The organism is Maribacter sp. 6B07 (assembly GCF_002700155.1).
Lineage (GTDB): Bacteria > Bacteroidota > Bacteroidia > Flavobacteriales > Flavobacteriaceae > Maribacter > Maribacter dokdonensis.
The window spans coordinates 164,813-179,806 of the sequence record NZ_PDUT01000001.1; the positions used below are offsets into that span (position 1 = coordinate 164,813).

Here is a 14,994-nt window from a genome sequence, read left to right on the forward strand (position 1 = left end):
CAACAAAATGAAAACCTTTTGTATTCGAAGTCTATTTTTCACAAGTTTAATGCTATTATGCTTTGCTTGTGCAGAGAAGAAGAAAGAACGAATTGCAATGCCTAGCACTGATTTATCTAAAGTTAGTCTAATACCCAAACCTTTAAAAACCATACCTACAAATTCTGCATTTGCATTAGATCAATTTACGGCAATATACACTTCTAAAAATGCAACTGGCTTTGAAGAGGTTGGTACGTTCTTAGCTACTAAATTAAAAGACAAAATTAACCTGAGTATACCCGTAAATAGTGAAGGTTCTAACACGGTAGAACGTGTAATCTACATCAACCAAAGTGACAGTACGGATTTAGAAACACCAGAAGCCTACCAATTATATATTAACCAAGATTCTATCATCATAAACTCCAATACCGCAGAAGGCGCGTTTAGAGGTATACAAACGTTAAGACAATTGGTGCCGCTTAAAAGTAATGACACTTTAGCTCCACAGAAAATATGGCCAGTACCATCGGGTAAAATATTTGATAACCCAAATTTTGCCTACCGAGGTTCTATGTTAGATGTTGCAAGACATTTTTTTAGTGTAGATGATGTAAAGAAATATATAGACCTATTATCATACTACAAGATAAACGTTCTTCACTTACACCTTAGTGATGACCAAGGTTGGCGTATAGAAATAAAATCTTGGCCCAAGCTTACAGAAATTGGCGGAAGCACTGAGGTTGGTGGCGAAGCAGGAGGATTTTATACCCAAGAAGATTATAAGGAAATTGTGCGTTATGCAGCGGAAAGGTATATGACCATTATACCAGAGATTGATATGCCGGGCCATACCAATGCCGCTTCGGTTTCATATCCTTTTTTAAACGGAAACGGAAAAACACCTAAACTGTACGAAGGTATGCGTGTTGGTTTTAGCACGTTTGACACAAGAAAAGATACCGTGTATGCATTTATAGATGATGTAGTAGAAGAAATTGCTGCCATTACGCCTGGTCCATACTTTCATGTAGGTGGGGATGAAAGCCATGTAACTAAAAAGAAAGATTACATACACTTTATAAATAAGGTAGAAAAAATAGTTCAAAAACATGGCAAACGAATGATCGGATGGGATGAAGTTGCCATTGCAGATGTAGATTCAACCTCAATTTCACAATGGTGGGCCAGTGAGGAAAATGCTAAAAAAGCAGTTGACAAAGGCATGCAAATTATAGTGTCCCCTGCAAAGAAAGCATACTTGGATATGGAGTATGATACCCTTTCTAAATTTGGGTTGCACTGGGCAGCATATATACCGGTAGATACCGCATACATTTGGACACCAGAAGAATATGGTATTCCGTTAGAAAATATTTTAGGTGTAGAAGCGCCGCTTTGGTCAGAAACCATTAGTAATATTGATGAGCTAGAGTATTTAGCATTTCCTAGAATTATTGGCTATTCTGAACTTAGTTGGAGTATAAAGGAAAACAGAAACTGGGAAAATTATAAAGTAAGACTGGCAGACCAAGCTCCATTTTTAGATCGTATGGACGTTAAGTACTATCCTTCTGCTCTAATTGACTGGAAAAAGAGTGAATATACCTATGAAACCATAGAAAAAGACTAAAGATTAATAGTCCATTAAAAAAGCCTTGATCGTTGAGACCAAGGCTTTTTTATTTATTATAACAATAAAGGTTATTCCTCCTCAGAAGCTTCTTCCCTGGCAACCTCTTCGCTAGAAAAATCGGTGATTTTATTATCTACCAATATATTGTACCATTGGATTACCTTTTTAATGTCACTAACATAAACGCGATCCTCATCGTAGTTAGGTAATACTTCAAAGAAGTATTCTTCTAATTTGATTTTCTCTTCTTTATGCCCAATAGATGTTTTACCACCATCTTCTTTTTCTTGTATTTTTTTGAATACATCTCTTAAAGGCACTTCCTCTTCAAGTGTGTAAATGGCAATTTCAGACAAAACACTAACGCTGCTACGTAAGCTTACCGTAATTCTTTTTCCATCTAACAAGGATTCCGCCACAAACCCTGTTCTAGTTTGGGTAATTAATTTATATAAACCTGGTTTTCCTGCAACGGATAAAATCTTCTCTAACCCCATATACTCTTTTAAAATTTTAGTCGACAAATATTAAACTTTTCTATTAATTATGATATGATTTTAACGTCCTTTTTTTAAAGACGGAAATTTCATTCTATATTCAACACTGATTTTTCCTTTTGAAATATTGGCCAATCTGCCCTTAATCATTCTTTTCTTTAAAGAAGACAATTTATCGGTAAACAGTACTCCTTCAATATGATCATACTCATGTTGAATTACACGTGCCAAAAGACCACTATACGTTTCTACATGTTCTTTAAAATTTTCGTCTAAATAACTGATCTTAATAGTTTCCTTTCTGCGAACATCTTCACGAACATCCGGTATACTTAAACAACCTTCGTTAAAAGCCCATTCTTCACCAGTTTCTTCTTCAATAGTCGCGTTTATGAATACGCGTTTGAATCCGTCCAATTGCTTTTGTTCTTCCGGTGTTAAATCCTCATCACCACTAAATGGTGTTGAATCTACCAAGAATATACGTATTGGAAGCCCAATTTGAGGAGCTGCAAGACCTACGCCACTAGCATTGTACATGGTGTCCCACATGTTGGCAATCAATTCATTCAGTTTTGGATAATCTTTATCTATATCATCCGCAACTTTTCTTAATACGGGATCACCGTAGGCAATAATGGGTAATATCATTTAAACTGTTTTTAAAAAGTCTTGTAATATAATGGTTGCACTGATCTCATCTATCAATGCTTTGTTCTTTCTTTGTTTTTTCTTTAATCCGCTATCCAACATGGTCTGAAAAGCCATTTTAGAGGTAAAGCGCTCATCATGTCTTTTAATGGCCACCTTAGGAAATTTCCCTGCCAACTTCACTAAAAAAGGAGCAATATGTACTTCAGATTCAGAAGCGGTATTATCCATTTGTTTAGGTTCGCCCACAACTATGGTATCTACGTTTTCATTAGGTATATAGTCAGCTAAATATTCAAATATTTCAGGTGTAGCAATAGTAGTTAAACCAAAAGCTATCATTTTCATATCATCGGTAACTGCCAGCCCAATACGTTTTTCTCCGTAATCAATTGCAAGGATCTTTCCCAAACTAAATTTTTGGCAAAAATAAAGGATAATTTGTTATATGTGCCCTTGACCATGGGTAATTACTGTACTTCAACTTATATTTGAGAAAATTTTATGAAAATGACAGAATTAAGAGCTCAAATAGAAAAAGCATGGGAAAATAGAGACCTTTTGAAGGAGTCTGCTACCCAAGATAGAATTAGAGAGGTTGTAAATCTTTTAGATTTAGGAAAATTGAGATGCGCCGAGCCTACTGAAGATGGATGGCAGATCAATGAATGGGTCAAGAAAGCGGTAGTTATGTATTTCCCTATTCAAAAAATGGAAACTTTAGAAGCTGGTATTTTTGAGTACCATGATAAAATGCCATTAAAAAAAGGATACAAGGAAAAAGGAATTCGTGTAGTACCAAATGCCGTTGCAAGACATGGAGCATATATTTCAGCAGGTACCATTTTAATGCCTAGCTATGTAAATATTGGTGCTTATGTTGATGAAGGAACCATGGTAGATACCTGGGCAACAGTAGGTAGCTGTGCTCAAATAGGTAAAAATGTACACCTAAGTGGCGGTGTTGGTATTGGTGGTGTTTTAGAACCTTTACAAGCTTCGCCGGTCATCATAGAAGACGGTGCCTTTATTGGCTCCCGTTGTATTGTTGTAGAAGGTGTTAGAGTTGAAAAAGAAGCCGTTTTAGGTGCAAATGTTGTTTTGACCATGAGTACTAAAATAATTGATGTTACAGGCGAAACTCCGGTAGAGACCAAAGGTGTTGTCCCTGCTCGTTCAGTAGTTATACCTGGCAGTTACACCAAAAAATTCCCGGCTGGTGAATTCCAAGTACCATGTGCATTAATAATTGGTAAGCGTAAGGAAAGCACCAATAAAAAGACATCATTGAACGATGCACTAAGAGAGTATGATGTAGCGGTTTAAATTTTAAACCAATGCCACTAATTTGTTGATAGCTTGAGAAAGGTAATAACCGGAAGACACCTTCACCTTCACCTTTTCTACGTTAGAAACCATAGTAGCATAGTCTTTAGAATCAAGGTTAGCTAAAACAGTATCAAGTTCGTCTAAAGAATTTAAGGTAATACCTATTTGTTCTTTTTCAATGAATTTAGCGATAGCTGCTTTTTTCCAGACAATTACAGGTAATCCGCACAAGAGATATAAAGATGTCTTGTGCGGATTATTATATAACAAGTATTTACCAAAATCCCCTGAACATTCGGTCAAAGCATTACCGTTCCAAATTAACCCGAACGAACCGTTTATTTCATCGATTACCTGTTCCGGTGAAAAAACACCTTGATAATCCAGAATAGAATTAGTTTGCTCAGCATCAGCAGCATTGAAACCATTACCATATAATTTCAATTTATAATTTAAAGGGCTAAGGTTGTCCATACTATATAGAAACTCGCTTTTTTCCTTTCCTAACCCACCTGCGAAGACTACATCGTAAGGAGTATTGAGCGTGGCATGCTTATTACTGGAATGAATATAATCGAACAATTCTAAGCTGACCAACTGTGCAGTACAGCCATTATCCTGAAACCACTTTTTCATAGATTCGTTATGAACGATGATAAAATCAGCTTTATTAAACTTCGCCATTTCACCATTTAAATCTTTTGACTTCCCCATTAAAAATTTTACATCATGAATGATAATAATTAGTGTACATTTTTTTAAAGCAACGACGTTGGTGATATACCCAAAAAACTTACTCAACGGATATTGCATGCAAAAAACCGACTTTCTTGGCAAGCGAATTAACCCTTTTGTAATTCCAAAAAAACTAATAACCGCGCCTATCGCCGAACTGGGGTAATTACTTTGTTTAAAACCTAAATTTTTAAATCCGTTTTTTTCAAGAACTATCTCGCAGTCCATTTTTGGTTTAGAAGCCGCATTCTTTGAAAATTTATAATTCCTAGAAATAAAAAAGAGATTATTTGAATTCATGAAGGTATTAATTAAGCCATTTTTTGCCATGCAATTATACCATTTTAAAATAAAGTTTTTAAGTTAAAGCTTAAACAATTGTAAATATTTTCATGTTAATAAATTTAGATTTCAAACTGTATCTTTGAGCATTAAATTTTAAAAAATGGCATCCACAAAAAAGTATGATTTCCTTATTGTAGGCGCAGGTCTGTACGGGGCAGTTTTTGCCCATGAAGCAAAAAAAAGAGGTAAAACATGTTTAGTAGTAGATAAAAGGGAACATATAGGAGGTAATACATTTTGTAAAAAAATAGAAGATATCAATGTGCATGCCTACGGAGCACACATTTTCCATACCAACAACAAAAAAATTTGGGACTATGTAAACGACTTTGTGCCTTTTAATAGATATACAAATTCACCAGTTGCCAATTATAAAGGTTCATTGTTCAATTTGCCTTTTAACATGAATACTTTCCATCAGCTTTGGGGAGTAAAAACTCCTTCAGAAGCTAAAAACATAATAGAAGAGCAAAGCAAAAAACACCAAACAAAAAAACCTCAAAACTTAGAAGAGCAAGCGCTCTCATTGGTTGGTGAAGATATTTATTACAAACTGATCAAAGGGTATACAGAAAAGCAATGGGGAAGAAAAGCCACAGAATTACCTGCATTTATAATAAAACGTCTACCGGTAAGATTTACATTCGACAACAATTATTTTAATGATAGCTACCAAGGCATTCCAATAGGTGGATATAACGAACTTACTGGAGGGTTACTTGAAGGTATAGATGTACAGCTTGGCGTCAATTACTTTAAAGATAAAATTGCCCTAGATGGGATGGCACACAAAACGGTCTTTACAGGTAAAATTGATGAGTACTACGGTTATGAATTTGGCAAACTAGAATACCGAGGTTTACGTTTTGCCCATGAAGTTTTAGATATCGAAAACTTTCAAGGCAATGCAGTTATTAATTATACAGCAGTAGAAATACCATATACTAGAATTTTAGAACACAAACATTTTGAATTTGGGCAACAAAAGAAAACGGTCATAACAAAAGAATTTCCATTAGAGGCATCAACTGAATTAGAACCCTACTACCCCATTAACGACGATAAGAATAACAGTAGGTATTTAAAATATAAAAATAAGGCTTCCAAAGACTTAGTCATTTTTGGAGGTAGGCTAGCTGAATATAAATACTATGATATGCACCAGGTTATTGGAGCTGCGTTAGCAAAAACTAAAAAACTTTTTGATAATTGAACGCAACCATTCTAAAATATACCCTCTTATAAATTGAACCAAGTTATAATACTGGATTTTAAACCTGTAAGAATTTTACTTCTTGACACAATTTTTTAATTCTTTTTTTGTTATAACTTTGTTCGCTCCGATTAGAGCAAACCTATCAAATTGGATTGTATGATTACAAAAAAAGAACAACTTACCGCATTAGTAATTACGTATAATGAAATTGGTTTCATTGAAAAATGTATAGAATCTGTTTCTTTTGCTGACGAAATTATTGTAGTTGACTCTTTTAGTACTGACGGAACCTATGAATATTTAAAGGAACACCCTAAAGTAAAAGTCATTCAAAATCCGTTCGAAAATTTTACCGCTCAAAAATCTTTTGCTTTAAAACAGGCTAAAAACGACTGGGTTTTATTTTTAGATGCTGATGAGATTGTTTCAGATGCTTTGCAAAATGAAATAGAAGAAACAATATCAAGTGGTACCGAAGTTGCTGCTTTTTGGTTTTATCGACAGTTCATGTTCAAAAATGAAAAATTAAATTTCAGTGGATGGCAAACAGATAAAAACTACCGCCTTTTTAGAAAAAGTAAAGCTGTATTTTCCGATTGCAAAATTGTCCATGAAACATTGGACGTGGATGGTGATTCTGGTATTTTAAAAGAAAAACTAACACATTACTGTTATAAGAGTCACAAAGACTACAAAGGTAAAATGCTCAAATATGGTCGTTTAAAAGCTATTGAATCTTTTTACAAGGAAAAAAAATTCAGTTATGTAATGATGGTCTTAAAAACTAGCTGGAAATTTTTTAACCACTATATTTTAAGACTTGGTATACTTGACGGCAAAAAAGGTTTTACTATCTGTTATTTAAATGCTTTGGGCGTACTTGAACGCTATAGAGAGCTTAAAAGGTTAGAACAGAAAAATGAGCTTGCGTATTATTTGGTAATGCCATAGTGTGTCCACACACTTTTTTCCTTTTTGGTGGCATTTCTAATTCCAACATTTTTTGCGATAGACTCTGGTGTTTTGTAACCTCTTTTGTGATCCAAATGAACACAAACAGCACTGTAACGTAATTGTTTTGACTTTATACCAAAATTAAATAACCTTTCACCCAATTCCCTGTCTTGTCCACCATATTGCATACGCTCATCAAAACCGTTCACATTTTCAATATCTTTCTTCCAACCAGAAGAGTTATGACCGTTCCAACTAGCGTTGGTAGGTGTTACCCAGTTAAGGATTTTTGAAATGATCCCCCGAGCCGTCAACTTATTATTCTTGAATGTCTGCGGAATTCCTTTTTCTTTTAACCACTGAATATTAAAACAACGCTGCTTTTCAATATCATCTAAAGTAATTAATTTAGAGATATTCATTGGTAGCATGTAATATCCACCAGAAATAAAATAACCAGGTTCTTTATTTATATAGTGAACTTGAACAAAATCTTCTCGCGGTATACAATCACCATCGGTCATAATAATATAATCTGCAGAACAAGCCGTAACCGCCTTATTAAGTATCCTAGATTTTTGAAATCCGTCATCTTCTTGCCAAACATGAACTATGGGGTAATGAACCTTTTTTGCCATTTCTTCAAGAAGAATTTTAGTAGGTTCCTTTGAGCCGTCATCGGCAATAACCACTTCAAAGTCTTTGAAAATTTGTTGCTCAAAGCCCCAAAGTACCTTCTTCAACCACTCTTCGGCATTATATGTACTTACAATGATACTTATTTTAGGAATCTCCATGCTACGTTTCAAATTACTGCAAAAATATAAAACTCTTATCTATCTTTGACCAAGAAAAGATGCTCTATTAATAATAGATCAAAATACAGCAATGTAAAATGAAGCTAAAAGAAATACCGGTATCAATTTATAACGCTGCCAAACTTTTATCAATATCTTCTAAAAGTATGGTTAACGTACAGAAAGAAGAAATTCCTGTAATTGTTTCATTAACCTCCATTCCTTCAAGGTTGCATACGCTGCACTTGACCATAAGAAGTATCCTTAATCAAGAAGTAAGGCCTACAAAAATAGTATTATGGTTACATCACTCCTTAAAAGATGAAATTCCAGAAAAATTGGCATCATTAGAGTCTGATTTGTTTTCAATTTTATATTCTGATTTAACCTGCTCCCATAGAAAATTGGTTCATAGTTTAGAGCTTTACCCCAACGATATTATAATTACATGTGATGATGATATGATGTACAGAAAAAATTGGCTTCATTTATTATATCAAGAGCATAAAGCCAATTTAGATAAGGTAATAGCTAATCAAACTAGGTATATAAGTTATAGCTCAGCTGGAGAATTACTTTCTTACAAAAGGTGGATCAAGGATAAAAACACCAAGAATAATGAAGACGCAATTATTGCAATTGGTGCAGAAGGGGTACTTTACCCTCCTAACTGCTTATCAAAAGAGGTAACAAATGCCGATCTATTTTTAGAATTAGCACCAAAAGCCGACGATTTGTGGTTTAAGGCTATGGCATATTTGCAGGGAACAAAAACAATATTAGCAGCACATAGAGCAAAAACACCAATACCTATCATTGGGTCTCAAAAACAATCTTTGAAAAAATCGAACATAGGTGGGGATAAAAACAAAACTCAATGGCAAGCTATAACACAACATTATAATATAACACCAGATAAATTTCTTTAATTATACCCTATCAAAGATGACTGAGGAAATCAACAAATGCATAGAAGTTTTAGAAAATGGCGGACTCATACTCTACCCTACCGATACCGTTTGGGGAATAGGTTGTGATGCCACCAATGAAGAAGCGGTTCAAAAAGTATTTCGATTAAAACAACGAGAAGACAGTAAAGCACTAATTTGTTTGGTCGCCAATGACGCAATGCTTGAGAAGCACATAGAAAAAGTTCCTGACCTGGCCTATGACCTTATGGACCTTTCTACAAAACCAACCACTATAATTTACGATAATCCACGTGGTATAGCCAAAAACCTAATTGCAGCGGACAATACCCTAGCCGTTAGAGTGGCTTCTGACAAATTTTGCAGTTACCTAATTGGTAAGTTTAAAAAACCAATTGTATCAACATCTGCCAATATATCAGGAAACAACACTCCAAATTCTTTCCAAAATATAGATCAAGCCATTTTAAAAGGTGTAGACTATGTGGTAAATTTGCACAGAGAGAAACAGAATAGCTCCGCCTCATCAATTATTAGACTTTCTAATGACAATACGGTGAAGGTTATTCGAGAATAACAACATGCAAGAGAGCCATATAGACGCTTTAAACAACCCTATTTTCAAAACTATTTCAGAAGCTGCAGAAGAACTTTCTGTAGACTGCTATGTTATTGGTGGTTTTGTCAGAGATTATTTTTTAAAGAGATCCATTCCTAAAGATATAGATGTCGTTGCTATTGGCAGTGGCATAGCACTTGCCGAGAAAGTAGCTTCAAAATTAAAGGGAAAACCTCAAGTTTCTGTTTTTAAGAATTTTGGTACCGCCATGATCAAAAGTGATGGCATTGAGCTAGAATTTGTTGGCGCACGTAAAGAAAGTTATACCAGGGATAGCCGTAAACCAATTGTTGAAAACGGCACCTTGGAAGATGATCAAAAAAGAAGGGATTTTACCATAAATGCATTAGCACTTTCTTTAAATTCATCTAACTATGGTGAGTTATTGGACCCCTTTAACGGTATAACAGACCTTGAGAACAAAATAATCAAAACCCCTTTAGAACCAGGGGTAACCTATTCAGATGACCCCTTACGCATGATGAGGGCTATACGGTTTGCAACACAATTAGATTTTCAAATTGCACTACCCTCTTTACAAGCTATTACCGAAAATAAAGACCGTTTAAAAATCGTATCCAACGAGCGAATATTAGACGAGCTCAATAAAATTATGTTGTGCAAAAAACCGTCCGTAGGGTTTTCACTGCTTCATAAAACAGAACTTTTAGCTTTAATTCTACCAGAGCTTACTGCGTTACAGGGCATTGAAGAAATAGAAGGGCAAAAACATAAAGACAATTTTTGGCATACGCTAGAAGTGGTCGATAATATATCTGAAGCTACAGACAGTCTTTGGTTACGTTGGGCAGCGTTATTACATGATATTGGAAAAGCACCAACCAAAAGATTCCATAAAAAAATAGGTTGGACATTTCATGGACACGAATTTGTGGGGTCTAAAATGGTCTATAAGCTGTTCAAAAGGTTACGCATGCCATTGAACGATAAAATGAAATATGTACAAAACCTCGTACTTATGAGTTCTAGACCTATAGTTTTATCAGAAGATTTTGTGACAGACTCTGCCGTACGAAGGTTAATATTTGATGCAGGTGACCATGTGGAAGATTTAATGACCTTATGCGAAGCGGATATCACTACAAAGAACCCTAAAAAACAGCGAAGGTATCATCAAAATTTCAAAATTGTTCGCCAAAAGATTGAGGAAGTAGAAGCTCGCGATCATGTTAGAAATTTTCAACCACCTATAAGTGGAGAAGAAATTATGGAAACATTTTCCCTAAAACCGTCTAAAGAAATCGGGATTATCAAAGAAGCGATCAAAGAGGCTATTTTAGAAGGAGAAATTCCAAATGAATATAAAGCTGCACAAGAATTTATGTATCTTAAAGGTGCAGAACTAGGCTTACAGACTACTAAATAGAATGGATACTTTTTATGGATATTACATTTAGAAAAATTGCCAAAATATCGTTAGTCTTAGTTTACTTGGTAATTGTTGCCGGTGCTGTAGTAAGAATGACAGGCAGTGGCATGGGATGCCCAGACTGGCCCAAATGCTTTGGTTATTATATTCCGCCAACAGATGTTACGGAAATTAAGTGGCAAGCAGACAGAACGTTTGAAAAAGGACAAGTGATTATTTGGAACGAAACTTTACAAGTTTCAAAAGAAACATTTACCACTACAAATTCATTTAATGAAGAAAACTGGGAAATGTATACCAAGCATGACTACGCCGAATTCAACCCTTGGCATACTTGGATCGAATATATCAATAGATTGTTTGGCGCCCTAGCTGGGTTGGCTACACTTTTGCTAGCCATTATATCATTAAAATTTTGGAAAAAGAAAAAGCGTATTCCTATATTATCATGGTTAGTGGTAGTAGGAATGGTTTTTCAAGCATGGTTAGGCGCTACGGTAGTATACTCAGTTTTAGAACCTGCCAAAATTACCATACATATGCTCATGGCATTGGTCATTGTTGCCATGCTCTTGTACATCATTTATTTGGCCAATAAAGAAAACAAACGTATAAGGTATGACAGAACGGTACTGCATTTTAGTCTAATAGCATTAGTGTTAACCTTAGTACAAATTGGTATGGGCACACAGGTTCGTCAATTTGTAGACGAGCAAATAGATATATTTGGTTATGACGCTAAAAGTCTATGGCTACAAAATCCTGAGGTTTTATTCTATATACATCGATCTTTTTCAATCATCGTACTTTTGATCAATGTATACTTGGTTTACCGGATCACCAAACTAAACTTAGGACATTTTAAAATTTACTGGGTCTTATTTTTATTGGTAGTAGAGGTAATTACAGGTATAGCCATGAACTATTTAGATTTTCCTTTTGCAAGTCAGCCGTTACACTTGGTATTGGCTTCAATTCTATTTGGAGTTCAATTCTACATACTTTTAGATGCATTAAAGCCTAGGAAAAACATCAAAACTTCGTAACTTTGCCCTCCCGCAAAATTTAAGGTATGATTTATAAAATTCGTGTGATTCTAGACGCCGAAGAAGATATTTTTAGAGATTTAGAAATTGAAGCTCATAACTCTTTAGAGGACTTTCATAATACTATTACCCAGGCATTTGGCTTTTTAGGCAATGAAATGGCATCTTTTTACACCTGCGATGAAGAGTGGAAACAAGACGAAGAAATTGCACTTTTTGATATGAGCGAATCTGGTTCTGACGTTCGTTTAATGAACGAAACTTTTTTAGAGGACATCATGACCGAAAACAACCCAAAGTTGATTTACGTTTATGATTTCATGAACATGTGGACCTTCTTTGTTGAACTGGCGGATATACAACCAAAAGAAGATGGTCGTGCTTACCCTAATGTACTATTCACATTTGGCGAATTACCTGAGACCCCACCAGAAAAAAACTTTGAGGCAGAGAACAGTGCCTTTGATTTTGATGATACCTTTGATAATTATGATGACTTGGATTTTGATGAGAACTGGAATTAATTTACCAGTTACCAAATGAACCAAAGACACGTATAACCATTTAATTTAGAACATTTTATGATCAACCTATATGCTACCCAAATAGAAAGTATCTCTATACACAGAGTTGGTAACAAAAATAAAAATGAAGGTATATTTCTTTCTGAAGAACCATTTAGACTTAATGACGAAACTACAGGTCTATTAAAAGAATACTTCTTTAAGCCTTTTAGGGAAAAGGAAGAAAATTATTATAAACTGGCCAATGAAGTTGATGTGGAATTCAACGAATTGTTCAAAATTGTCAGTGAAGTTTTTGAGGACCCTTCTAAAGCACATTTAAACTCTAAAAAGGTAGCTTCTTTATTATTTGAACAATCTAATCACCCACATATTAAAAGTGGTGAGGTATACGTAGCTTACCTATCCGGTCTATTGTTGGACAATAAAAAAGTAGATGCCATAGGTATCTTTAAAAGTGAGCTAAAGCATGATTTTATTCAGTTTGAAGAAAAAGGGAGCAATTTGGATATTGTTATTCAACAGGGTATAAACATTAACAAGCTTGACAAAGGTTGTTTAATATTCAATGTTGATAAAGAAGAAGGTTACAAAGTACTTTCAGTAGATAGCAATAAATATGACACCAAATATTGGTTAGAAAATTTCTTGGGTGTAGACCCGCTTTCAGATGATAATTTCAAGACCAAAAACTATTTAAAGTTCTGTCAGAATTTTGCAAAGGACGTGGTTTTACCAGCGGAAGATAAACAACAAGAGGTTCTTTTTATGAACCGAGCGGTTAACCATTTTGCAAAAAACGATTCTTTTGAAGAGTCTTCTTTCTTAAATGAAGTAATGGAAAACCCAGAATTGATTCCTGAGTTCAAACATTACAAAACGGAAAAAGGACCTAAGTTCAGCATTGAAGATGTATCCAATTTTGACATTGCCAATAAAGCGGTATCAGATGCTCGTAAAAAAATTAAGAACGTTATTAATCTTGACACCAACATACAGATCAAAATGGATTTCATAAATCCTGAATCTGCTGAAAAATTTGTAGAAAAAGGCTGGGACGAGGAAAGACAAATGTACTATTACCTAGTGTATTTCAACAAAGAACAGAAAAGCTAGCCTTGTCTAACTATAATATTAAAAAAGCCATTTTTCATCACTCGAAAATTGGCTTTTTTAATACTATGACTACTTTAATTAAATACTAGCTGTTTATTTTAATATTATGCTCAATAATCTGCTTTACACTGACATCTTCATAATTTCTACGAACAAAGTTCAAAGCTAGGTCTAGTACCTCTCCCATGGTCTTACAATTCTGAAAATCCATATCCATGGTCAATACCTCTATTTGTTCCCTTAACATGGCAATATTATCAGGTGTAGATATTTCATCGGTCTTACAAATAGCACGTAACTTCTTTATTCTATTACCAGAACTTAAAATACGCTTAGCTACCATAGAACGTTCTTCCAGTTTATATTGATCAACAGAATCATGGGTAAGCTTACTTCTAACCAATTCTACCATTTGATAGTTCTCCTTAAAGAACTGAGGTCTATATACCTTTAATTTCCCTTCAAAACACTGTTGATCAAAATCAATGGCACGTATTTTATATACTACATGATCAAAATCATGTGTAGGTACAATGACATAATTATATGATCGCATATCTCCCAAAAGCCTAATCATACATCGCTCATTGAACTTAACAAATTCCTTCGCCAATTGCGCCTTTTCTCGTGGAGTACACTTAGGTAAATTATTCTTGATAAATTCATCTCCGGGAATACCTGCAATATGTTCTTCAATCAAGGTATCCTTATAAACCAAAAAGTTAAGGTTGTAAGGAGAAAGCATATGCTCCAATTCCAACCCATAAATACGAGATGCATCGGTCTTTTTTATATAGAAATAAGTAAAGTTATCGTTTAGAATATTTCGAATTTTTATCCGAAATGGTTTTGAATTCCCAAACGTGCAAAAATCCACCGCATCAACATTTAAATATTGATGAATATTATCACTACCATCAGATAATAAAATGGAATATACTTTCTTTAAACTATCATCTATTTCCTTTCTATCGAATTCAGAATAATATGCGCGTACCCAAAGCGTATCTTCATCATTTTTATCATAGACAACGACCGACCCTGAAAACCTTAGTAAATCGTCATAAAATATAGGAATTTCAATTTTTCTACTGTAATGTTCCAGGTAGCCATCTAAAGCTTCGCTTACGGGGTAAGCCGGCTTTTTTTTCGACATTAATTTTTCTTCTGACATAGCACGAATTTACTAACAAAATACACAATTCATTCCAATAAATTTTTTCAT

16 protein-coding genes are annotated in these 14,994 nt (G+C 34.5%); 10 read left to right on the forward strand and 6 right to left on the reverse strand.

The window, feature by feature from the left end; all coding sequences use genetic code 11:
* The first annotated feature begins 7 nt into the window (after positions 1-7).
* Complete coding sequence (locus CSC80_RS00700; RefSeq protein ID WP_099189075.1) at positions 8-1,618, forward strand: family 20 glycosylhydrolase; 1,611 nt, start codon at positions 8-10, stop codon at positions 1,616-1,618.
* A gap of 71 nt (positions 1,619-1,689) precedes the next feature.
* Here the strand turns inward: CSC80_RS00700 and CSC80_RS00705 are convergent, their stop codons facing one another.
* The 3 genes from CSC80_RS00705 to ruvX are packed head-to-tail and all read right to left on the reverse strand — an operon-like array spanning position 1,690 to position 3,180.
* On the reverse strand, positions 1,690-2,118 hold the full coding sequence (locus tag CSC80_RS00705; protein ID WP_099189077.1) for a DUF5606 domain-containing protein: 429 nt from the start codon (positions 2,116-2,118) through the stop codon (positions 1,690-1,692).
* A gap of 60 nt (positions 2,119-2,178) precedes the next feature.
* Entirely contained in the window at positions 2,179-2,769 is a 591-nt protein-coding gene (def, locus tag CSC80_RS00710) for a peptide deformylase (RefSeq protein WP_058103515.1), read from the reverse strand.
* Entirely contained in the window at positions 2,770-3,180 is a 411-nt protein-coding gene (gene ruvX, locus CSC80_RS00715) for a Holliday junction resolvase RuvX (RefSeq protein ID WP_099189079.1), read from the reverse strand.
* Positions 3,181-3,279: 99 nt separating this feature from the next.
* Here ruvX and CSC80_RS00720 point away from each other — a divergent pair, with 99 nt between their 5' ends.
* A complete protein-coding gene (locus CSC80_RS00720) occupies positions 3,280-4,095 on the forward strand; it encodes a 2,3,4,5-tetrahydropyridine-2,6-dicarboxylate N-succinyltransferase (protein WP_071341609.1) in 816 nt (271 codons plus the stop codon).
* A gap of 3 nt (positions 4,096-4,098) precedes the next feature.
* On the opposite strand, the gene CSC80_RS00725 is transcribed toward CSC80_RS00720, so the two are convergent.
* Positions 4,099-5,061 carry a beta-1,6-galactofuranosyltransferase gene (locus tag CSC80_RS00725; protein WP_236973294.1) on the reverse strand — a complete coding sequence of 321 codons (963 nt, stop codon included), beginning with the start codon at positions 5,059-5,061 and terminating at the stop codon, positions 4,099-4,101.
* 217 nt (positions 5,062-5,278) lie between these two features.
* On the opposite strand from CSC80_RS00725, the gene glf reads away from it, so the two are divergent.
* Together glf and CSC80_RS00735 are read left to right on the forward strand one after the other, a co-directional pair.
* Positions 5,279-6,391, forward strand: a complete 1,113-nt coding sequence (gene glf, locus CSC80_RS00730) for a UDP-galactopyranose mutase (RefSeq protein WP_099189081.1) — start codon at positions 5,279-5,281, stop codon at positions 6,389-6,391.
* A 159-nt stretch (positions 6,392-6,550) separates the two neighbouring features.
* Positions 6,551-7,345 carry a glycosyltransferase family 2 protein gene (locus CSC80_RS00735; protein WP_099189083.1) on the forward strand — a complete coding sequence of 265 codons (795 nt, stop codon included), beginning with the start codon at positions 6,551-6,553 and terminating at the stop codon, positions 7,343-7,345.
* On the opposite strand, the gene CSC80_RS00740 is transcribed toward CSC80_RS00735, so the two are convergent.
* Positions 7,327-8,145, reverse strand: a complete 819-nt coding sequence (locus tag CSC80_RS00740; protein ID WP_099189085.1) for a glycosyltransferase family 2 protein — start codon at positions 8,143-8,145, stop codon at positions 7,327-7,329. The genes CSC80_RS00735 and CSC80_RS00740 overlap by 19 nt on opposite strands.
* 98 nt (positions 8,146-8,243) lie before the next feature.
* Here CSC80_RS00740 and CSC80_RS00745 point away from each other — a divergent pair, with 98 nt between their 5' ends.
* The 6 genes from CSC80_RS00745 to CSC80_RS00770 are packed head-to-tail and all read left to right on the forward strand — an operon-like array spanning position 8,244 to position 13,769.
* Entirely contained in the window at positions 8,244-9,074 is an 831-nt protein-coding gene (locus CSC80_RS00745; protein WP_099189087.1) for a glycosyltransferase, read from the forward strand.
* Positions 9,075-9,090: 16 nt separating this feature from the next.
* Positions 9,091-9,651 (forward strand): L-threonylcarbamoyladenylate synthase, encoded by a 561-nt coding sequence (locus CSC80_RS00750; protein ID WP_071341606.1) that lies wholly within the window; start codon positions 9,091-9,093, stop codon positions 9,649-9,651.
* 4 nt (positions 9,652-9,655) lie between these two features.
* The gene (locus CSC80_RS00755; protein WP_099189089.1) at positions 9,656-11,080 is read left to right on the forward strand and encodes an HD domain-containing protein; all 1,425 of its coding nucleotides are present in this window, start codon (positions 9,656-9,658) and stop codon (positions 11,078-11,080) included.
* Positions 11,081-11,094: 14 nt separating this feature from the next.
* Positions 11,095-12,129 carry a COX15/CtaA family protein gene (locus tag CSC80_RS00760; RefSeq protein WP_091605850.1) on the forward strand — a complete coding sequence of 345 codons (1,035 nt, stop codon included), beginning with the start codon at positions 11,095-11,097 and terminating at the stop codon, positions 12,127-12,129.
* A gap of 26 nt (positions 12,130-12,155) precedes the next feature.
* Positions 12,156-12,653, forward strand: a complete 498-nt coding sequence (locus tag CSC80_RS00765) for a hypothetical protein (protein ID WP_058103526.1) — start codon at positions 12,156-12,158, stop codon at positions 12,651-12,653.
* 57 nt (positions 12,654-12,710) lie between these two features.
* Positions 12,711-13,769 carry a nucleoid-associated protein gene (locus tag CSC80_RS00770; RefSeq protein WP_058103527.1) on the forward strand — a complete coding sequence of 353 codons (1,059 nt, stop codon included), beginning with the start codon at positions 12,711-12,713 and terminating at the stop codon, positions 13,767-13,769.
* Positions 13,770-13,854: 85 nt separating this feature from the next.
* Here CSC80_RS00770 and CSC80_RS00775 read toward each other — a convergent pair whose 3' ends face one another.
* On the reverse strand, positions 13,855-14,943 hold the full coding sequence (locus CSC80_RS00775; RefSeq protein WP_058103528.1) for a hypothetical protein: 1,089 nt from the start codon (positions 14,941-14,943) through the stop codon (positions 13,855-13,857).
* Positions 14,944-14,994 lie beyond the last annotated feature (51 nt).